The sequence below is a fragment of the Achromobacter arsenitoxydans SY8 genome (assembly GCF_000236785.1).
Taxonomy (GTDB): Bacteria; Pseudomonadota; Gammaproteobacteria; order Burkholderiales; family Burkholderiaceae_B; genus Achromobacter; species Achromobacter arsenitoxydans.
In genome coordinates, this window is sequence record NZ_AGUF01000052.1 from 198,188 (window position 1) to 219,876 (window position 21,689).

The window sequence follows — 21,689 nt, forward strand, 5'->3', positions numbered from 1 at the left end:
GTCCGGGGCCATGTGACGCCTCGGGCAAGTTCAAAAGCCGCTTTCACGGATGGCCAGGCTGGCTACGTACCGCAGCCCGGCCATCAGGCGGCTGCGCTCCGCCCCTGTGAAATAGGCTTTGCCCCGCTGTTCACGCAGCACGGGCAAAGGTTCGTCCAACGTCACGCGCACGGCATATAGCGAATACTCGGGAATCAACGCGTCCTGCTTCTGAAAAGCAGGAATCGGGCCGTCATGCACGGTGGCCAGCATGGGCGAAGATAACTGCTGCAACCGTGCCGGGGCAATTGCTTCGATGCTGCCGCACTGCCGCCGGGGGGAAAGCTCAAAGTAGAAACAGCCACGGTCGCCTGGCCGCAAGGCATGAACGTCTTCTTCAGACACAAAGGCCTCGACGATCCAGTGGTCAGGGTTCACCAGCCATCCCAATGGCTGACGTTGACCGACCCAGGTTCCGGCGCGCACCTCCGGCGAGACGTCCAGCCAGACGCCCGCGAACGGTGCTCGCAGCGTCAAGCGCGCCTTTTCCGCCGCGACGGAGGCTGCATTGGCCCGGCTGAGCGCCAGCGATTCTATAGTGGCCGCCTGCTGATCCAGACCGCCCGACTGGTCCAGCAGACCGGACAGGCGGGCTGCGCCACCTCGGATGCCCGCCCGGGCCGCATCGGCCTGGCTTGCCAGTTCCGGATTGTCCAAACTCACGAGAACGTCTCCGGCAGCTACCGGACCAGCGTCGATGCGCATGTCAACGCGCGCGGGGGTAGGTGCGAAGGCCGCCCACATCTGGGCGGGCCGGGCCAACGCGGGTGCCCGCACCGGCGTCGCGCTGGGCACTGCAAGCCAGACAAGAAACAGTATCGGAATCAGGAGCAGCACAAAGCGCCTGGTGCCTCTGGTTTCGCGGCGTCGCTGCGACCAGATGCGTAGTTCGCGCCAACACGGACGCACGATGAAAAAGCCGATTTCCACGGCAAACAAGAATATGCCCAGCGCTTTGAAGAAGAAGTGGTAGACCGCCACCGCGATCCCAAGATACACGGCCAGGCGATAGATCCAGGTAACCCAGGCGAACGCGATCAACCGTCGCCGCCGCGGCGCAGCAAACGGTTCCGGCCAGGGCTCCTGCCACCCGAGCAGCCCGCGGCGAATTGCCGTGCGGGCCAGAGCCGCGGCGCGTTCGTGCAGGTTCGGCATGTCCAGCAGGTCCGACAGGATGAAATAACCATCGAAGCGCATGAAGGGGCTGGCGTTCAGCAACAGCGACAGGACCCAGCTTGTGGTGGCGAGATAAAAGCACGCTTGCCGGAGAATGCCTGGCGGCAGCAACGCCCAGGACAGGGTCGCAAGGCCGGCGATCATCAGCTCCGTGCTTATGCCCGCTGCGGCGATCATGAGCCGCTTGCGTGGGGCCGCCAGTCGCCAGGACTCACTCGTGTCGGTGTACAGCATGGGCCACATCACCAGGAAGGCGACGCCCATGTGCCCGACCCGAACTCCAAAATGCGTGGCCACCAAGGCATGGCCGAACTCATGTAGGGTCTTTGCAACCAGCAGCGCGAGCGCAAATCCCATGGCCCCCTGCCAGGACACCGATTCGAACAGCGTGTGTTGGAAGGTGTCCCACTGCCGCAGGGTAAGCACAATCCCCGTTAGCGACAGCGCGGCAACGACCCAGAGCGTGGCGGGATGGAACAGAAAGCGCAGCGCCCGGTACAAATGCCTCAGCCAGTAAGTCGGGTGGATGAGGGGTATGCGAAAGAACAGGTAATTGTGGAGCCACCACTTGGCCTGGCTCCACGGGCGGCGCGGTTCCGCCTGCGCCATGGCCTGGCTCTGCGACGGCGCAGGCCGCAGCAGGTCGTTGGCACGCAGGAAATCGGCAAACGCGCGCAATTGCTCCTCGTCCGGATGCAAGGTGGTCCGGCAACCAATGTCGGCCAGCAAGTCCCCAGGCGCCATTCGCCAGCGCGACAGAAATTCGAATTCCAGCCAGCCGATCCGGAAATGACGGTTTCGCACCGGGTCTTCGATCACCCAGGCCGGACTGCCATCGGCGTGCGGGCTGGCCGGGAACAGCCTCAGGTCTTCCCTCAAGCTGGGGAAGTTCTCAATGGCGGCGGCCGGCATCATGGCGGCGTCCTCACAGGCCAAAAAAGGCACGAATCGCCGCGAGCGGCCGCCGGATGATCTCAAAGCCGAGAATCGAATGCTCCCCTGAAAGCCGTGCTGTGCCCTTCAGGCCGATCCGCGCTTGATCGCCTTCGTCTACGCTTGCCCGCAGGCGATAGCTGGGCACGCCCTCGGGCGTCAGTGCGGCCTGGTAGCTCGTTTCGATCACTTTGCCGCGAAGCGGCTGCATCGGTCGCACCGTCAGGTACAGGTCTACAGGCGCGCCTACCTCCAGGGCGATGGCGTCGGACGCCGGCAATTGGACCAACATTGCGGGTTTGTCCGGATCGGCCAATTGCATGATGCGTTCACCGGTCACGACCGGCTTGCCGATCCAATCGTTGGCATCGCTGAATACCGCCACCCCCGCACTTGGCGCGCGTGTCTCCAGCCGCTGGAGCTGGGAACGGATGGAGGCCAGCTCGGCGCGCCGCTCTTCCGCCCGGCTTTGCAGTTGGGTCAGCCGCGAACGGCTGTCTTCATTGCGGTATGCCGTCTGACTCGCCGCGACGTACTCTGCATCGGCCACGGCCACAGCGCGAGTGGCCACCTCCAGCCTGTGGCTGAGCGTGGTGTCGTCCAGCGAGAACAGCAGTTGCCCCGCTTTCACCATCTGATTCGGCCGCACGTGAATTGCCTTCACTACACCGTCCAGCGGTGCGCTGATCATCTGAAGGTCCAGTGAGGTGACCTCGCCTGGGGCCAGCGCGCGCTGGCGCACGGGCAGAAAGCACAGAGCCGCCACCAGCAGGAGCGCCAATCTGGCAATCCACGTTTTGCGCCGGCGCAGCGGTCCGTGCGTCCGACGGGCCAGCAACTCCCAACTGTAGGCCCAGGATTGCGCCAGCCTGCCCATGACGGCGGACTGGGCGGACGTCGGCGGGTGTTCCAGCAAGTAGACCGCCCACCCCAACGGCTCGCCAGCACGGCTTTTCAGCGGCAAAAGCCACGCGCCCGCCGGCCACCACTCTCGCCATCCCCGGGCGACCAGTTCCGTGTCGGCTGTGGGAGTCGCTGGCGGCTCAAGCCAGGTCTTGCGCTGGCTGGCTTGCTCGCGCAGCCATTTGCGCGCCTGCCCAAGCCACACCACGTAGGGGGAATCCTGATCAACCGAGACCAGCCCGGAAATGTTCAACAGGCGCCAATCGTTGCCAGTGTCCTCAAAAATCAGCGCCTGACGGTAATTGAGCAACGGATGCGCATCGTTGGCAATGTGAAAGCTCAGCTGTTGAACATCTTCGGCCTGACGCGCCAGGCCTTCCACCTCCGACAGCTGCAGCAAGAGGAGGATATCGTCTTGCATAGCCTCACCGCGCAAAGCCGAAGTCGGCGATGCCGCTCATGCCTGGTAGCAAGTCGCGTCCCGGATCCTCCGCCCTGCCCTCCAGTTCGATCGACTGCGCCACCGCATCAACGCGCGCGTTGACTGCAGTGACCTGCGCCTGGTATTGCTTGCCGGTTTCGATCACGTCGAGCTGAAATGGCGTCCCGACCTTGACTTTGCCCAGCTGCCGCGACGGCAGGTTCAGCCTTAACCGGGGCGGCGCGTCACTGACCAGATCGACCAATGGCGCGCCCGCGTTGACGCTTTCAAAGGGGCGCACGTAGACCTTGGCGACGTAACCGGCAAATGGCGCGGCAACCGTGCAATAGCCGACCTGGGTCTGGGCCAACGCCTGGGCTGCGTTTGCGCGGTCGGCGGCCGCTCGCGCCAGCGCGACTTCGGTGTCGCCCGCAGCGTCCAGCTTGCGCAAGCCCACCTTGGCGCGCAAGTTTTCGCGGGCTCCCGCCACCTCCGCCGACGCCATGCGCAGGCGCGCCTCAGGCTCGCCGCAATCCAGCCGGAACAGCACATCTCCCTTTTCCACATGGCGGCCCAGCTGCGTTGCCATAGATTCCAGCCGCCCCGCCATGGGCGCCGCAAGCGTGCTCTCGGGATCAGCCGCCAGCAGGACCCGGACAGCGTTCGGATCGCTCGCCAAGTCTGGCACCGCGCCCGGCATGGGCGCCTGCGCGTTTGCCGGCACCCAGGCGCACGCCATCAGGACCATCGGAACAAAGCCCTTTCCTGCCCGACTCAGGTATCCGCTCATTTTGTTCCACTTTGGGCCAACAGCGTGGTGCGCTCCCAGTCCGTCATGGTTTTTTGGATCTCGGCGGCCAGGGTGGTGACGTCATGGTTCGCAATAATGTCCGGCATCACGTCCAGACCGATGGAGTTGTACAGCCGTCCCCAGGCTGCTTGGGCGTCAGAATAAGCCGCAAAGCGCTGGTATTGCGACAGAAGCCAGCGAGCATCCGCACGGATGAACTCCAGCTTGGAATCAGCAGAAATGCTGGCGCTCTTCTCCGCGTAATCCCGCAGTCGGTTGTCCACTTGGGAGCTCTGGTCCGCAAACTCGTACTGCTCGCGCGCCAAGTAGTAACGCTGCGCGGCAACCCGCACCTGGGTCAGCACCGCCATGGACAGCGCCAGGCGGCGCATATCCGCGACTTTGGCCTGGTTTTCGCCCGCGGCCTGAAGTGCCGGGAGTTTGAGCAGACTCAGCAGATTCCACGAAACGCGTACGCCAACCGACTGCCATGTGTTGTTGTAGAGGTATTCGTTGGAGTCGTAGTACGTGCCAGCGTTGATGCTGATGTTCGGCCAAAGCTCGGCCTTGGCGATCTTGATGTCGTTGTCCGTCACGCGCTTGCGGTACCACTCTTCCATGATCTCGGGACGGTTCTCCAAGGCCAGTTGCTCCAACGCGGAGACGTTCATGTTGGGCATGGGGATCGCGGGCGGATTCTCGTCCGCCACCTTGAAGTCCGTGCCTGGCGGTAGCGACATCAGGGCTGCAAGCTCGGCGCGCGCCAATTCCAGGTCCTGGCGCCGTGTCGAAAGCAGGCTTACAGCGTCCAGCAGCGCGCGCTGATAGGCCAGCGCCTCCTGGCGGGGCAACAGGCCGCGCTTTTCGGCTTCGCGGGCGTTGTCCAGCCCTTTGCGCACCCGCACCAGCAGGTCATCCACTGACGCGATCAGTCGCTGCGCGCCTACTGCGCGCCAATAGGCATTTCGGACATCCTGCAGCACGTTCTGCACGACTTTGCGGCGGCGCTCTTCTGCCATCAGCACCTGATCCATTTTCTGCTGGGACCGCTCGTAAGCGACCATGAAATCCAGCGTGCTCCAACTGAATTCCAGATCCGCCAACCGGTGATAGCGTTGCTCGGACGTCGATGGCCGCAAGCTGACCTCGCCGTCTTCGATGCCGATAGACGTACCGCCCGAATCGTTGGACCGGTCAGTGTATCCGGCCGACGCGATTAGCTTGGGCAGCATCTCGTGGCGCGTCACGTCTACCAGATTGCGCGACAACGCGCTTTCCATCAGCTTGAGCCGGTAGTCCAGGTTGTACTTCAGCGCGCGAGCGGCTGCCTCGTAGAAAGTGATGGGATGCGAAATTGGCTCCTGGTCCGCATACATCATCTTCCGGTCCTGCTCGATGCGCTGCAGGACTTCGTCGTGGGTGTAGGGGCTGGCCAGCTGACTGGATGAGCAGGCGCTCAAGCCAAACACGGCCAGCGCCACCAAATTCGTTCGAATCACGAGCTTGCGTCGCTTCATATCGTTCCTCGCTCGGTCGCTACCGCACTTGCCTCGTCATCGGCCGCCCAATGCTCTCGCCATGAGCCGCTTGCGTTGGCGCGTATCTGTCCGCTGAAGGATTCCGCGCCGCGTCTCGAGGGTTCGCCGCGTTCGTCTGCGCGATCGGATCGGCTGTCCTGCGGCAGACGCAGTTCCTTGTACGTGAACACCGAGTCGTCGCGCAGCAGGCCGTCTGCCGACAGGAACACATTCGCGTAGCGGGTCTGCAGGCAGGCATCTTGATATCGCGCCTGCCATTGCAGCGCCTGCACAGTGCGCGACAGCGGCGTCTCGTGATCCTGCCCCAGGTCGGCAGCCTGCGATTCCAGAGTGATCTCGGGCGGCATGCCAAGCGCCGGCCGTTGCCCGCGAATGCTCGCATCGAGATAGCGTTCAAAGGCCAGCGTGTCCCGCACGGTCGGCGTAACGTAGACCACCGGATCCACGCGCAAGTCCGTATGAAACGCGCGCTCGGTCTCCTGCCCGAACAACGCATACGGGTTGGGTGGAGCAACGTAGTCGGCATCAAGCGTCAGGACGATCGTCAGGCGGGCTTCGGACTGATTGCCGGCCAGATCCGAAACTGTGTAGATGAACGGATCCTCCAGGATGGACCCGCGTCCGCGGGCTGCCTGCACTTCCGGATTGGTCAGATCAATTTCGTAGCGATAGCTGCCGTCGGCGTTCATGACAATGGTGCCGTAGCGCCCCGCCAGGGTCTGCCCTATCTGCCCGGCCTGCGCCCCGCCCTGCTCCGGCCGGATGCCGATCACGGAAATCGCATCGCCGCCATCGACGTCGCTATCGTTGCCCAGCACATTCCCCTGCACGACGGGCGGGCCGGAGGCGTCATCCACGTACGCCGTATCATCGCGCGCCTGGGGCGTGTCGTCACGCCCGGAAATGGTGACGATGAGCCGGGCCTGCGCCAGTGCGCCGTCCGCATCGCGCATCGTGTAGGTGAAAACCTCGGTCAACGTCTCGGAAGGGGTTCTCAGCGCTTGCACCACCGCGTTGCTGTTGTCGACCACGTACTGATAGTCGCCATTGGCGCCCATGATCAGCGTCCCGTATAGCCCGGCGATCTGGCCGACCGCCCCGGGCGTGGCCGAGCCCATTCCCACCGCGACGACCGACCGCGCGTCCCCCGCGTCTACGTCGGTATCGTTGGCTAGCACATTGCCGGTCGGGTCGACGCCTAGCTCGGCATTGTTGACCCCTCCTGCTTCCACGGCGGCCGCCGCATCATCAATGGCGACAGGCGTATCGTTCTGGCCCAGGATCAGAATGACCAGTGTGGCGCTGTCCTGCAGGCCGCCGCTATCTGAAATGGTGTACGTGAACACATCGCGCAAGGTGTCGCGCACCAGACGCAATTGTTCGACGGCGGGCAGCGTGTTGTCCAGCACATAGGAATAGCTGCCGTCGTCGTTCACGATCAGGTCGCCATAGGTGCCGCGCAACACGGCGCCCACCGTGCCAGCGGTTCCGCCTCCGATTGCGGGACCGGTGCGAATCCCTACGACCGTCACGGCTTCGCCCTCGGCGTCGGTGTTGCGCAACGTGACGTCTCCGACCGGGTCTCGCCCCGGGAACGGCTGGTTGTCGCGCATACCCTGCTCCACGGCGATTCCGACCACCGGATTGGCGAGCGGGGGATCGTTCACACCCTGGATAGTGATGTTCAATTGGGCGTGGCTGGCCAGGCCCCCGCCATCCACGACGCGGTAAGTAAATACCTCCACCAGCGTCTGGCCCACGTCCAGCGCTGCCACAGCCTCGTTCGTCTCGTCGGCGTGGTAGCTGTAGCTGCCGTCCGTGGCGATGTCCAGCCAGCCATACAGACCATCTACGCGCACCGGCGTTGAGCCTGTCACCGCCGTCAGGCCTGCGATACCGGCGCCCTCGCGAATCCCGTTGACGGCTTTGGTGTCGCCGGCGTCCACATCGGTATCGTTAAGCAGCACATTGCCGCCGGCATCGCTGGCCGGTGAAACCGATGTGGCGGGCGTGGCGGTGTCGGTGTCATCGACCGCCACGGGAGCGTCATAACTTCCGGCGATCGTAATGGTCAGTGTCGCCGTGTGCGTCTGACCGGCCAGATCGCGCACGGTATAGACATAGGTTTCCACCAGGGATTGCCCCGCCCTCAATTGTTGGACCGCTGTCAGCGCATCGTTGACCTCATAGCGGTACGAGCCGTCGGCCTGCAGGAACAGGCTGCCGTACAGCCCCGCCGACGCGCCGCCCACGATTCCCGCCGCCGCCTGGGAATTTTGGACTGCCGACACCGACTTGCGGTCGCCGGAATCCACGTCGGTGTCGTTGATCAGAACATTGCCCATGGCGGGGCTGCCTGGCGTGTTGTTGTTCGTGCCGCCGGCCTCCTTCGCGCCGCCCGTATCGTTGCGCGCAACTGGCGCATCGTCGGCGCCTGTAATGGTCACCGTCAGCTGGCCGTCGCTGGTCAAGCCAGCGGCATCGCTGAGCCGGAAGGTGAAATATTCGACCAGGGTATCGCTGGACAGCCGCAACGCCTGCACCGAGGCCAGCGAGTTATCCACCACATAGGCGTACGTGCCGTCGGCATCTATGCGCAACGTGCCGAATCGGCCCTGCACCGTCGTGCCCGCGGCCTGCATGGCTGCGCCGGCTCCGGGCTGGCCGGCGTTGAAGCCGGCGATGGATAGCGTATCGCCCGTGTCGGGGTCCGTTCCGGCCGCTGGCAGCAGGTTGCCCGTGGGATCGAGCCCCCCGGTGTCGTTGCCGGTTCCGCCCTTCTCCATGGCGGTGATCGCTTGTGCAACGGACTGAGGCGCATCGTCCGTGCCGGTGATCGTGATCCGCAGAACGGCGCTGGATTCCAGTCCGCCAACGTCCCGGACCTTGTAGGTAAAGTCTTCGAAAATGGATACGCCCGCCGGCAACGCCTGCACGGAGGGGTTCGCGTTGTCTACGGTGTACACATACGAGCCGTCAGCCAGCAGCGTCAGTGCGCCGTAGCTGCCGGCAATGACGATAGCCGAACCTGTCGCGTCCGGCACCGCGCCGCCGCTGGCGTCGCCCGCACGCGCGCCCGCTACGGAGAGTCTCTCGCCGTTGGCCGCACTGTCCACGTCGTTATCGTTTGTCAGCACATTGCCAATCGCTGGCCGTCCTCCCGACGTATTGCTTGTTCCGCCGGCTTCGGTCGCCTCGTCCGTGTCGTTGCTCGCCACCGGGGCGTCGTTCTGACCGAGGATGCGGATACGCAATTCAGCCTGATCGCTCAGATTGCCAGGGTCGGAAACGGTGTAGGTAAACACGTCGACCAGTGTGTTTCCCGCCGTGCGCAACGCCTGCACAACCGGATCCATTTCATTCAGGGCGTAGCTGAACGTGCCATCGCTGTTCAGCGTCAGGGACCCGTATTGGCCCACGATGGGAGCACCGATCGGCAGCATGGCGCCGCCGCCAGCTTCCGAACCTGTACGCGCTCCGGTGACCGTCAACGGGTCGGCGTCCGGGTCGATATCGTTTTGGGTCACATCCCCCGATGCCGTGCGCCCGGGGGTGGCGTTGCCGACGCCGCCTTGCTCCTGGGCAATGGCCACGGTGTCGCTGGCCACGGGCTGGTCCGACAGGCCATGGATGCGGATCACCAGCACCGCGCTGCTCTGGCCGCCATCGGCATCTTGCAGGCCATACACGAAACGTTCGTCTATCGAGTCATCGGGACCAAGTGCGACCAGCGCCGCGTTCAGACTGTCGATTTCATAGGTGTAGCTGCCGTCGCTGTTCATGCGCAGAACGCCATACTGCCCATTCAGGGTCTTTTCCACCCCTGCGAGCACGGCCTCCTGAGCGCCACCTTCAGGGCCGATGCTATTGACCACGGCGGTCGCCATATCGTTGTCGACGTCGCTGTCCAACAGCGCCGGATCATTGACCGTGTAGGAATCGGCAATGACATTGCCCTGGGGGTTACGGGGCACGCCGATAACGGTACTGTTCGCGACGTCCACCTCCGCAGTGTATCCTTCACCAAGATTGTCGACGGCCACCGGATTGTCATTGGCGCCGCTAATGGTAATGACCAGCGACGCCACCGCGTTCAACCCGCCTGCGTCCGTCGCAAGGTATTCGAAGGTTTCCTGCAAGACGTCGCCCTGATTCAGAGCCTGCACGGTCGCGTTGCTGTCGTCCACCGTGTAGACGTAGCTACCGTCGGCGCCCAGCCGCAACACGCCATACAGTCCGGTCACGAGCCCCCCGTCTGCCGATGTGGTGTCTGCCGGAATACTCTGCGTTGGCCCGGGGCCCGTGGGGGTCTGGCTGCGCGCCAGCGTAACGCTGCGTGTGTCGCCGTTGTCGACATCGCTGTCATTGTCCAGCACATTGCCGCTGGCGGGGCTGCCGCCCGTGTCGTTGGCCGTGCCGCCCTTTTCTTGCGCTGCGCCGGCATCATTCACCGCATCAGGCGCGTCATTGGCGCCCGTGAGCGTGATGACAAGTTGGGCCGAACTGGACAGCAAACCCGTGTCGCGCAGGGTGTACGAAAACGTGTCCGTCAATGGCGCGCTGCTGGCCAGCAATGCCTGGACGACAGGATCCGCGTTGTTTACTACATAGCGGTAACCGCCGTCAGCATTGATGAAAAGCGTGCCGTACAGCCCCGCCACCGGGACTTCCCCAGCCAGAGGATCGACCAGGACCGTGCCACCGGCGCCGGTGGCCTGAGTTACGGTCAGGATGTCGCCGTTGGTCTGAATGTCTACATCGAGGTCATTGTCCAGCACATTGCCAGCGGGATCGACGCCCGGCGTGTCATTTCTGACGCCACCGGCTTCCACGGCACGGTCCACGTCGTCTGCGCCTGCCGGCGCGTCGTTGACCGCCACCACCGTAATGTCCACCGTATCCGTATCGGCCAGATTGTCATCCGCGGGCTCAAATGGCGTGCCGTCTCCGTCGGCGTCGCCGCGCTGTCCCAGGTCTTCGGTCAGGATGGTCAGGCGTTCACTGCCGTTGTAGTTCGCCCCAGGCGCGTAGACAAGCGTGCCGAGCGCCGCATTCAGAGCGGCCTGGCTGCCGCGCAACTGCAGCGTGCCAGAGCCCATTGCGCCGGCGGTAAGTTCGACACTGCCCAGTGTGAGCGTCAGTCCGCCGTGCAGTACGCTCAGCGTGACCTGCATGAGGCCCGCGCCCGCATCGGGGTCACTGATGGACACGCCAGTGATCGCCAGCGTCGTGTCCTCGTCCAGAGACTGCAGCCCGGGCACGGAATTGACCGGACCGTCGTTACGCTCGACATAGCCCACGTTGCCGGCGGCCAATGCGCCCAGGTCACCGAACTGGACCTGTACCGTGCCCGTGGGAGATGCACTGTCGCTGTCGATGCGCGGGGTCACCACGCCAGTCGGGCCCGTAACGGTAATGCTGGCGGGCGCATCGACGCGGAAGACGCCAGAACCCAGGACCCCAAAGTAGTAATAGCCGTTGATGTCCGTGGTTGTGGTCCAGGTACTGTTGTCGCCCGCTGTAGACAAGTCGTTGTCGGCGCCGGCCCAGGTCAGGGTGACGGTCTGGCCCGCCAAGACCGGGCCGTCCGGCGTGGCCGATGTGCCCGCACTGTCCGTGTCGTTCCAGAGCGTGCCATCAATGCGGCTGACGCCGGCGGCATCGCCATCCAGATAGTCATTTGGCCCTGCGCCGCTGCCCGTGCGTTCGCCGCCCACGGAACCCGCCGCGCCAACCTGCGTGCCCGCGAAGCTCTGGAAGCTGTTTGGCAGACTGGTGTAGGTCAGGGTTGCCGTCGTGTCAGCCAGCGCCACGTTGTTGGGCAGTTCCGCGTTATAGGCGAGGCTGACCGTGTCGCCTGCCCCCAGAGTTTCGAGCGACACCGTAACGGTTCCGGTATTGACCACGACAGTCACGCCCGCCGGATAGGCGCCGGGAGCATACGTCACGCCATTGAGCGTCAAGCCGGTGACGATCAGGTTCTGCCCGCCTGCGGGCAGCGTGTCGGTCAGGACGACGTCATAGGCGGTGGCCGATCCCGAGTTGCTGAAGCCCACCACATAATCGACAACGCCGACCGTGCCGCCAGCGCCGGGATCGAAGCCAACAACGGATTTCTGCACGTTGTCTATGTTTGGCTCGACAATCCGCTCGGTAATCGTCTGGGTGCCGAACCGCACGTCGCTGCCGCTGAGAAAATCCGCATGCACGTCCAGTTGAGCGCCCGCCGCCACGCCTGCCGCGTTATCGACCCTAGCATTGAACTCGAAGTACAGACCCTCGAAATCGTCGTCCTGATTCAGGTTCACCAGATTGCCGAGCCGCAGCACGATCATGCGCGGATTGCTGGTATCAATGGCGCTGGTGTTCAGTACGCCCTGCGCGCTTACACCGGAAAGATCGGGATTGAGCAGCGTGCTTGCCTTGTCCGGCACGCCGCCGTCGATATAGGGACTCCCCGACGCGAACAGGCCGGCCAGATCCGTCGTCAGGCCCGGCGAACCGTTGGACAGCGCATTGGCCAGGAAGCCCAACATGGCCGAGCCGTCGTTCATAAAGGTCAGGCCTGGCGGCAGATAGACCTGGACCGCCGCATCGGGCTGATTGCCCTCCGGCACCAGCAGCGCAACCCTGTAGTGCACGATCTCGCCAATCGCGACATCCTGCGGATCGGCCGTGGTTGGGGTGCCTCCGGTCGTATCCGCCAGCCCCCCCACGTGGCTGATGGTGCCCGACGCCGCCACGTCCTCGCTGAGTGTGCTGACCAGGCGGTAATCGTTCAGAACGCCCGAAGCCAGATTGCCGTCGGCGCCTGTGCGCTCTCCAGCATTGGCCCCGTCCAGGCTGGTCCATTGAACGGTCGCGACATTGTCGACCTTGCCTGCCGTACCTGTAGTGTCGTTGAGTGTGCCTTTGAACTGCAGGACGAGGGTGGCTCCCTTGGGAATGTCCAGCTTGGCATCGGGAGAAAGTTGCAGCACGCCGTTCTGGATCACGAAATCGCCGCCGGTGAGCGTCGCCCCGCCGTACAACGTCACCCCGATGATCTGAACGCCGCTTAATTCGGTGGGCAGTACGTCCGTCAGCCGGACATCGTAGGCGTCCACATCGCTGGCAGTGCTGCCGTTGCCGAGCGTGATGGTGTAGGTAATTTCATCCCCGCGATCCACTCCTACCCGGGAGCCGGTGGTAACTGCCGTGTGCGATATGGTCAGGGTCGGCTCGACGATCGTGACGGCAGGCAGCCCTCCCGTCGACGCCACGTTGCGGTCCAGGGAGGCGGCGCTGTTAGGCGTGTCGCCGTCCGGGTCGGTGTACGTCAGGGCCGCGTCGTTGGTCACCGTGCGACCGGCCTGGTTGCCCGTCACGTTGGTGGCGATCAGGCCCAGGCGAACGACAAAGCTGTTGTCGGCCGTGTCGTTGTTGGCCAATGCACTGCTGGCGCTGAAGCTGAGCAGCAGGTCGACCCCGTTTGCGCCCAGCGTTCCGCCCGATCCCGACACGCTGGCCACGGACACCACGCCGGCAAAGTTCTCCGTCAGGCTGCCGCTCAGCGCAGCCTGCGTAATCAGTTGGTAGCCGCCAGTGCCAAAACTCAGGTCGAGGGCAAAGCCGTCGGGGATCAGGTCAGACAGGCGCAGATTCTGCGTGCTGCCCTCTGGAAGCGTCACCACAATGTCGTAGAGCATGCGCTCGCCGATAACCAGATTGCTGCCGCTGGTGTGGGTGGCGCTCGAGTCCGACGGGTCCAGGCTGCCCCCCGCGTATCCCTTGGTGACCACGGGCGCGGCGGATTGCGCGTCCGCCGTGTCGGTCAGATCCGTGGGCGTAAAGTCCGTCCCGCCCTCCGTGCTGGCGTAGTGGGTCAGGACCGCCGTGCTTTGCAACGTACTGGAGGCGGCCAGCGTACTGCTGGCCACCACGTCATACGTGATCACGACCATGTTCTGGCCGTTGTCGTCGGCAGCCGTCCCTACCCGGCCGGCCAGCAAAGTTGCCTGCCCGTTTGCATCCAGGAATGTGATGGTGGTGCCCGAAATGCTGTAGTCCTGCCCCAGAACCAACACGCTGCCGTCGCCTCGCGCGATACGCAGGTTGGCTGTGTCGGCCGAGCCACCCAGAAACGCCAGACCCGGCGGTAGCTGCAAATCAACGGAAACATCAAAGGCGCCGCCTCCGCCGGTATTCTCGATGCCGGTCGCCAGACGCATGATGTCGCCGGCGTCCATGCCGGCAACCGAGCCCTCGAGGCTGGCCAGATCGGTGATACTGCCGCTGAAACCCGCTCCGGTGCTGCCCGGCGGGTTCCAGCTGCCGGTGGCGCCGCTAACGGTGCCGCCGGAAGCGCCAACCACACCGTGCCCGATCGTGAGCACCGGCTCGGCCACTGATTGGATCAGCACATTGGCGGTGTCCACCAGCTGCGTATGATCCACCGTGGTCTGCTGCGTCGACTGACCGAGCACGGTGATGGAGCGCTGGTCCGCAAATGGATCGTCGCTGACCCGCAGCGTGAACAGAACCTCGATGCGATTCTGTCCCGACGGATCGCCCTGCATGGCAAAACTGCCGAAGTCGAAGACCAGCGCCCCACCTGCTGCCGAGCTGACCGAAACCACGGTGCCCGGATGGGTGTCCTGCAGGCTGTACGACCAACGATGGTCGCCGATCCCCATCGCCCACGATCCGGCAGGATCGAAGACCGGTTCGGGTAAGAAGGCGGTCAGCTTCAGATTTTCGTAGTCGCCGGTTTGCAGGTCGTAACCCAGCACAAAAGTCACCACGTCGCCAGGCTGCAGCTCATAGGACGGTGGCACCGTGCTGCCATTGACCTGGAACACGCCGATGTCCACGTTGCCGGTGGGCACAGAGACCGTCACGCTGGATCCATCCGACTGCAGCGCTCCAACGTTGAGCCGGCTCTGTATGATCGTGCCTGCCAAAAGCGCACTGTTGCTCAGCGAATCGCCTTCGTTGATCTCTGCCTGCGTGTAGCTTCCCTGGTAGGCCTCATCCAGCAACACCTGGTAGTTGATTGTCGCGCGCGTTGCCGATTGACGCGTGTCATCACTGGCGATGTCGCCGATCAGCCCATCCATGCTCAAGCCGGCCTTTGCAATCGAGGCTGCCAGGTCGAAGACAATCTGCGTACCTGCTGCTGTCTTGCTGCCCAGGGTGTACTCGAGCGCGACGGTGTATTGCTGGCCGTCCTGGGTGAAGGTCATGACCGGTGTTCCGGTGAAGGTCAGGCCGTCGCCCAAGGTGTCGGTGATCGTCAGGCTGCCCTGCCCCAGGTCGGATTTGCCGATGGCGAAGTAATCGGAAAGCGTAACGTCGTACTGGTAACCCAGCACATCGCCTGGCGAGAGGCCGGTGGCGCCGTTGTCGGAGTCTATCTCCGAGGTTTTGTGCAGGGCGACCGACTTCGCTGTAAACGAAACGGCCTCGCCGCGCCCGGCTACCGGAATCCACGGCGACACGGCGGGCACATCCCGCGGATCCAGCGGCGTCCATTCGCCGGTCGAAAACGCCTGCGCAACGTCGACTTGGCGTGGCGCGCCGCTGGCAAGGTCCAATACGCGTTCGCCGGTCGCCGTGGTGTCCGCGACGAAGAAACGCACCAGCGTGTCGGAAGGCGCGCTTAACGTCCCATACGTGATGACATAGGAAGTGACGTAGGGCTTGAGCGCCAGCGCGGTGTTGATAGCCGCCGGTTCCGTCAATTCCCTGCCGTCCGAGAGCGTCAACCGCGTCAGCGTGCCGCCGCTCCCAGGGGTAATGTCCAATACCCGGATGCTCTCGGGCAATTGCTGCACCACCACCACGTTCTGCAGCGTCTGCCCGGGCGCGGGCGTGGCAGTGACGGTCAACGTATGTGGGTAGTTCTCGCCGGTGACCGTCTCGCCCTCGGTCATGTCCAGCGATTGCGTTACCTCGAAGGGGGTTGACCTAAGAACGAACACCTGCCAATCACTAGCAAGGATAGAAGGATCCTGCTGCGGGTTATCCAGCGAATCATTCCCGTACTGGAAGCCGGCGCGCAAGCTGACGTTGTGATCCTGATTCACGTCCGCAAGCGGACTCATGCGCAGCGTGATGTCGACCGCAATAGACGGCTGATCCTTGCCGAACCCCGCATAGGGCAAAGCCAGGACGACCAATTGATCACCCGGCCGATATCCGTACTGCGACGCTTGCAGAACAATGGGATTTCCATTCGCATCGCGCGCGAACGGGTGCGCGGCGGTTCCATCGGCGCCAAAGGTCACAACAGAACCATTGAGCGTGATTCCCGCCGTTGTGGCAGAAACGAAGCTGACCCCATCGTCTCCGTCGTAACCCGTGGCAGGAATCAGGATATCGACGAACGGCGCATAGCCGTCCTGAGTCGATGGGTTGCTGACAATGGCGCGGATCTGCGCCGTGTCGCCCAGCAGGATGTCCGCGCTGCTGCTGCCCAGGGAAAGCGTGGGTGTGGCATCGGCCAACAGGCCGTCATAAGCCGCCAGCGCCGCGGCGCCAATCTGCAATTCGCTTTCGATCGCGCCGGAGCTGATCTCCAATGTCCAGTCGCCACCGGCGGCTGGATTGCCAGTGTCGTTGGTGGACGCGGCAACATCCGCGCCTGTGGCTTGAGCCAACCCTTCGACCAGCGCTTGTCCGGCGGCATTGGCGCCCGTGTCACACCCGTACAGCAAGATGTCGGCGCTTCCGCGCAGGTGAGCGCTCCACCCGGCCGTACGCTGCAAATCGGGTGACTCAGCGCTTAGTACGCTGTTGCCCAGCGTCATCTGACCCGGGGCGCCATGTCCGAGAATCTGGATCGAATCCGCTGTGCCCAACGCCTCAAGCGCCTGCCGTACGGCAGCTACACCGTCCTGGGCGGGCTGCACGATCAAAACCTTGGTCCCGGGCGTAGCACTGTCGGCCAGCGCCTGAGCGCCAGCCAGTCGTCCGTCGATGACCAGCAAGTTCTTGCTGGCCGCGTGCGGCGCAGGCGCATCGTTGGCATCGCCTTCGCTCGCTTGGGCGTCGGTATGCTGGCGATCGGCCGCCACTGCAGCGGCAGCGTCGTACAGCAGTCGCGGTTCCAGCGCCAAGGTCCGGGATACAGGGCGGAAGCGATGCGAATCGTTCATCATTCACGGTCCCCTTCGATGCACGATTGCCTTGCCTGCATCGACTTATACCGATTCGATATTTGACAGCGCAGGGCCAAGCCTCGCGGGCGCAGCGCCCTTAGTGCGAAGCGACAAGTTATCGGGAAAGCTGAACTGAAAGTGGCGGAGAGTCGCCAGGGGCACGCGCCGCTAGTGCAAAGAAGCAGAGGGATTTCGTTGCTGTGTACGAAAGTTGTTGCCACATACGGCACCTCTAGCGCAATTCGTTGAGCATAGATAAAGCAAAACGTCCAAGTCACACACTTGTAGTGCAAACATACAGCACTAAAGTAGCGGAATGGATGATGCAATCTTGGCAAAGGTGACGCATCCTGTACAGCACATTCTGCAAATTTGCGACATGCGTTGCTAATGATTTATTTGTGAGTCGATGTGTATCTTTCTGCCGCAAACATAGCGACCAAACAGCCGGGTCCGCGTGACGGTCAGATCGCAGGCTGCGCTTGTCGTCCGTCTCAGCGGCTTTCGGTGCCAGCCATGAACCAGCGCAGATAGGGGTTGCTCTGCGCCAGTTGGTTCAATGCGGCGGCATTTCGGCCCCACTCTTCCCTATTGCCCGCATAAGCCGCCAGCCCGGTGCGATACAGCAGATCCAGAATGCCTCGCTCGCGCTCGATCGCGGCCATCAATGACTGAGGGGGGGAATTCAGCGGGGGATCGCCGCGCAGCGTCAGCAAGGCCGGAAGCGTGTGCAGGATCTCTCGAGGTCTGACCCACGGGGCATACTCGATTGCCGGAAGATCGTCCGTGACAGGGGCCACGTCCCCGGCGAAGCGCGCTAATCCTTCCCGGTCCGTTATCCAGGTCGCCAGCAGCGCCGCAGGCGTGGCGACCCCCACGTCCGCCAGGGCCTGGCCCAATTGCGGCTGAGCCATGCGCGCTGCGATCCGTGAGGCATCCAGCGGCATGGACTGCATGGATCCGACAAGCAGCATCTCGTGCAATTCAGTTGTCCATAACGTCGCGTGCGGAAAGACCGCGATGAAACTGGCTACCAGGGCTCGCGTATCGTCGAGGTTCTGCGTCGGCAACGGCAGCCATTGCGCCACGACGCCCTGCGGATTCAGGCGCCCGGCAGCCAGTTGGTAAAAGTCGCGCGAATACAGGTTCACCACGCCGGCCGCTGAAGGTGGCGGCGGCTCCAGGGTAATCAAGTCGTAGAGATCATGGCTGACAAGCAGTTCGCGTCGCCCGTCGCGCAGGCGTCGATCCAGACCAGGGTCGACACTGGCGTCATAGCTGCCTTTGAACAAGGGGCCTGCCTGCACGACGGCTGGCACCAGTTCCGCGACCACGCGGCGATCCAGCCCGGGAAACCGCGACAGAGCGCCGGCGGTAATGCCTGTGCCATAGCCGATCACCAGCGCCGATCGTGGTTCTCCGGCATGGACGACCAGCGGCAACAGCGCCTGCAGGCGCATGTAACGCAGCGACGGCATCGCATCGCCCGAGTTGGATACGCCCTGGATGTAGAGCCGGCGGAAGCGCTGCCCGCCCTCCCCGCGCTCGACGACCGCGACGGTGCCGCCGCGGCTTTCGTCGTAGAACACCAGCCTGCCTTCCTTGGCGCCGGGCAGTTGCCGCGCCAGATGATCGGCCGGCAGGGCCCAGCCCAGAATCAGGACGGATCCCAGGAGCGCCGCGGTTACCGCCCGCGCCATGGGCGTGGACCGCCAGGCCGCCGCGATGCCAATGGCGCACGCAGCCGCTGCCAGGACGACAAGGCCGCGCACCGTACCCACGCGCGGCAACAGCACGAATGCCACAAACAAGGTGCCGGCGATTCCGCCCAGCGTATTGCCCGCGAGGACCAGCCCCGCGCCCTGTCCACGCCGGGCGGGAGGCGCGGCAATACGCAGCACGGCCGGAAACGCGGCCCCCAGCAGCAAGGTGGGCGCCAGCACAACTACCGACGCGACGACGGCAAAGCGGGCGCTCATGCCCGCCAGGCCGCTATCTGTCCAGCCCCACACCGCAGCCTCGGCCATCGACTGCGCCTTGATCAGCCACGGACCCAGCAGCGCCAGTTCCAGCAATGCCGCCACGCCGGCCCCCGCGATCAAAAGCGCAAACACGCGCCAAGGGTCGCGCACGCGGTGTTCCCAACGCGCGTACAGCGCAGCGCCCAGCGCCAGTCCGGCCAGGTAGACCGCGAGAACCACGGAGAAAGCGAAGGCGCGCGTGCTCATGAAAGGCACGACCATCTGCGACCACAGCACTTCATAGCCCATCGCGATCGCGCCAGCCGCGCCGTACAGCCCGATGGCCGCCCATGCATCGCGCGGAAGCGCCGCCGTTTCGGCGGGCTCGGCCGAAAGCGCTGTCGGCGTTTGCCGCTGCAGCGCCCAGGCGCCGGCAGCGGCGGCCAGATTCAAGCCCGCTGCTGCGCAAGCCGTGTTGAACACGCCGTAGGCCGGGATCAGCACGAAGGCGGGAAGCAAGGCGCCAAGAATGGCGCCCGCCGTATTGGCGGCATACAGGACCCCTCCCGCCCGACCGACCTGGCCGGCGCCGCAGGCGCGCAGCAGCACCGGCAAAGTGCCTCCCATCAACATCGGGGGAATCGCTACCAGCGCCATCACAACCAGCCAGGCGAGCCAGGGCCACGACTGCTCGGCGCGTGCGAATGCCGGCGCGCCATGCGCCAACGCCCACGTCACGGCGAGGGCCAGCACGGCCACCCCCAGTTCGATGCCCGCATACAGCCGCAACGGCTGCGAGCTTCGATCCGCCACCCGGCCCAGCCACGCGCTGCCTGCTGCCAGCCCCAGAAAGAACGCGCTGACGGCAACGGCGATGGCGTGGACTTCCACGCCGACAATCAGCGAGAGCTGCTTGATCCAGAGGATCTGGAAAATCAACGAGGCCATGCCGGACGCAAACAGCAGGCCAGCCGCTGCCCACAGGCCCGCCCCTTGCTTCGTCCGCGTGCCGGCCGCCGCCGGAACCGCCGTGAATCGCAGTGATGAACGCATACGCTACCGCTCTCCGACATCGGCCAGGCGCGACGGACTTGCCGCCCGCCGCACCTGGCCCTATTTGCCCCGCCTTACTTGCCCTGCTTCCTTGACGCCTCTTCGAACTGCTTTGCGATTGCGCGATCCACTTCTTCCTGAACCTGGTCCACGCTGAACGTGGCAGGCCGCTGGCTGGGCGGATATTCGAGGAACGTCTTGAGGAACTCGCCCGCCTTCATCGACGCGATCAGCGGCAGGTAGTCGTTCTTGACCAGCCAGTCGTAATACTGATTGGAGACGACATCTGCGCGCTCGTACGGATCCATGCGCAGGTTGAACAGCTTCGGCACCCGCAGGCAGACGAACGGGTCTTTCCAGACGGCGAAGCCGCCGGGCGCCTGTTGTTCGCAGAAGACCGCCTTCCAGTTCTGGTAGCGCATTGCAACCAGCATGCCGTCGTCATTGAAGTAGTAGAAGTCTTCTCGGGCGCTGTCCGGCGTCTTGCCGGTCAGGTATTCAAGCTGGTTGTAGCCGTCCAGGTGAACCTTGTAGCTCTTGCCCGCCCCGTTGGGTGTCCAGCCTTTCAGCAGCCGCTGCTTGACGTCCTGGTCGCCGACTGCCGCGAGCAGCGTCGGAAACCAGTCCAGTCCCGACACCATGCCTGTCTTGACCTCGCCTGCGGGAATGTGGCCCGGCCAGCGGATCATCGCGGGGACCCGGTACGCGCCCTCCCAGTTCGAGTTCTTCTCGTTGCGGAACGGCGTTGTGGCGGCGTCCGGCCAACTGAACTGATTGGGCCCGTTGTCGGTCGTGTAGATGACGATGGTGTTGTCGGCGATACCCAGGTCGTCCAGTTTCTTGAGCAGCTTGCCCACGTCCTGGTCATGCTCCCACATGCCATCCGCGTAATCATTGCCCGGCATGCCGCTCTTACCCTTGTGCTCCGGCCGGATATGGGTGTACACGTGCATGCGCGTCGTGTTCATCCAAACGAAGAACGGCTTCTCGCCTTTGCCGTGCTTGTCCAGGTAGTCGAGCGCGGCGCCCACTGTTTCGTCGTCGATGGTCTCCATGCGTTTGGCAGTCAACGCACCCGTATCCTCGATCTTGCCGTCGGCGCTCGCCTTGATGACGCCCCGTGGCTGGTAGCTCTTGATGATGGGGTCGTTGGAGTTCTTGGGCCAGTACGGACGCTCGGGCTCCTCTTCGGCATTCAGGTGATAGAGATTGCCGAAGAACTGGTCGAAGCCGTGCTTGGTCGGCAGGTATTCGTCTCGGTCTCCGAGGTGATTCTTGCCGAACTGCGCCGTGGCGTAGCCATGGGACTTCAGCGCCTGGGCGATCGTGATGTCCCGGTCCTGCAAGCCCACGGGCGCCCCGGGCATCCCCACTTTGGACAGCCCGGTACGGCGCGCCACCTGGCCGGTGATGAAGGTGGAGCGTCCCGCGGTGCAACTGTTCTCGGCGTAGTAGTCCGTGAAGATCAGCCCTTCCTTGGCAATGCGGTCGATGTTCGGCGTGGTGTAGCCGACGACGCCCTTGCCGTATGCGCTGATGTTGGTCTGGCCGATATCATCGCCAAATATGACGAGTATGTTCGGCTTCTTACCCGAATCCTGGGCCTTGGCCGGCGTGCTCTGGGCATGCGCTGCGCCCATGAGCGCAAGCCCGCTTGCGGCCACCAGCGCCGCGCCTATCCATCCTTTTGCTCTCATTGCTGCTCTCCTTGCCCGCGAGCGGGCTCCTGGTCGA

At 64.0% G+C, this 21,689-nt stretch carries 7 protein-coding genes; all 7 read right to left on the minus strand.

The window, feature by feature from the left end:
* Positions 1-30: 30 nt before the first annotated feature.
* Positions 31-2,130, minus strand: a complete 2,100-nt coding sequence (locus tag KYC_RS14915) for a site-2 protease family protein (RefSeq protein WP_008163665.1) — start codon at positions 2,128-2,130, stop codon at positions 31-33.
* 10 nt (positions 2,131-2,140) lie between these two features.
* Positions 2,141-3,472: an efflux RND transporter periplasmic adaptor subunit gene (locus KYC_RS14920; RefSeq protein WP_008163667.1), complete on the minus strand. Its 1,332-nt coding sequence runs from the start codon at positions 3,470-3,472 to the stop codon at positions 2,141-2,143.
* Between the two features lie 4 nt (positions 3,473-3,476).
* Positions 3,477-4,262 carry an efflux RND transporter periplasmic adaptor subunit gene (locus KYC_RS14925; protein ID WP_238531934.1) on the minus strand — a complete coding sequence of 262 codons (786 nt, stop codon included), beginning with the start codon at positions 4,260-4,262 and terminating at the stop codon, positions 3,477-3,479.
* Complete coding sequence (locus KYC_RS14930; RefSeq protein WP_008163672.1) at positions 4,259-5,779, minus strand: TolC family protein; 1,521 nt, start codon at positions 5,777-5,779, stop codon at positions 4,259-4,261. Before KYC_RS14930 ends, KYC_RS14925 begins: the two co-directional genes overlap by 4 nt.
* Positions 5,776-16,941: a VCBS domain-containing protein gene (locus tag KYC_RS14935; RefSeq protein ID WP_008163673.1), complete on the minus strand. Its 11,166-nt coding sequence runs from the start codon at positions 16,939-16,941 to the stop codon at positions 5,776-5,778. The genes KYC_RS14930 and KYC_RS14935 overlap by 4 nt, the downstream gene beginning before the upstream one ends.
* 494 nt (positions 16,942-17,435) lie before the next feature.
* A complete protein-coding gene (locus KYC_RS14940; RefSeq protein ID WP_008163675.1) occupies positions 17,436-19,955 on the minus strand; it encodes a fused MFS/spermidine synthase in 2,520 nt (839 codons plus the stop codon).
* Positions 19,956-20,029: 74 nt separating this feature from the next.
* Entirely contained in the window at positions 20,030-21,652 is a 1,623-nt protein-coding gene (locus KYC_RS14945; RefSeq protein ID WP_008163677.1) for an arylsulfatase, read from the minus strand.
* Positions 21,653-21,689 lie beyond the last annotated feature (37 nt).